1 protein-coding gene is annotated in these 688 nt (G+C 30.1%); it reads left to right on the plus strand.

The features are described from left to right. On the plus strand, positions 1 to 547 hold a 547-nt coding region (locus tag FLACHUCJ7_RS24905), incomplete at its 5' end, for a hypothetical protein (RefSeq protein WP_219634170.1). Between the last annotated feature and the right edge of the window lie 141 nt (positions 548 to 688).

Consider the following 688-nt stretch of genomic DNA (forward strand, 5'->3'; position numbering starts at 1 on the left):
GAACGTTGTGCGATACCTTAAAAAAACTAAAGAGAAAAAATTGAGCTATAAAGGGAAAATTAAATTAGAATTTTATGAGCAGAAATGGTTTAAACTAATTTGTTTTTTTGCATTTTTTGGATGGTTATTTTATATGATACAACCGACATTTAAAATTAACAAAAATGAGTTAGTTGAATTAAATGTTACTGTTGATAAAGAATGGGAAAGTGGAGGAAAAAGAAATCCAGTCAAACTTTATTTTAATGTTAAAGAGTATTCTAATCGATTTGGAATTTATGTTGGTGGAATTTATGGAAGATGGACAGAAGTAACAGAGACTCTTAAGCAAAACGCAAAAATTAAAATTAGAATTCACGAAAGCAACAAGAACAACTTAAATAAAAAAACAGAAGTTATTCCGATTTATTACCTAAAAAACGATAAATCAGACATCGTATTCAATGAGGACGAATTTAATGAAGGTGAAAAAAGTTCAGATAATCGTGTTATGGGATTATTTATTATAATTTTTCTTTTAGGATTATGGAAAATATCAACCGAATAAATAAAGGCAATCGCACAACACACGCTACAACGGATTTGGGCAATTGGCTTAATGGAAAGTTGGTTTTGTATTTGTGATGATTTGGCAAATCCGAAAATAGGGCTTAATTTAGTCCCAAACCCGCTGTAGCGCGAGAACGTT

Source organism: Flavobacterium salmonis (assembly GCF_903819435.1).
Taxonomy (GTDB): Bacteria; Bacteroidota; Bacteroidia; order Flavobacteriales; family Flavobacteriaceae; genus Flavobacterium; species Flavobacterium chungangense.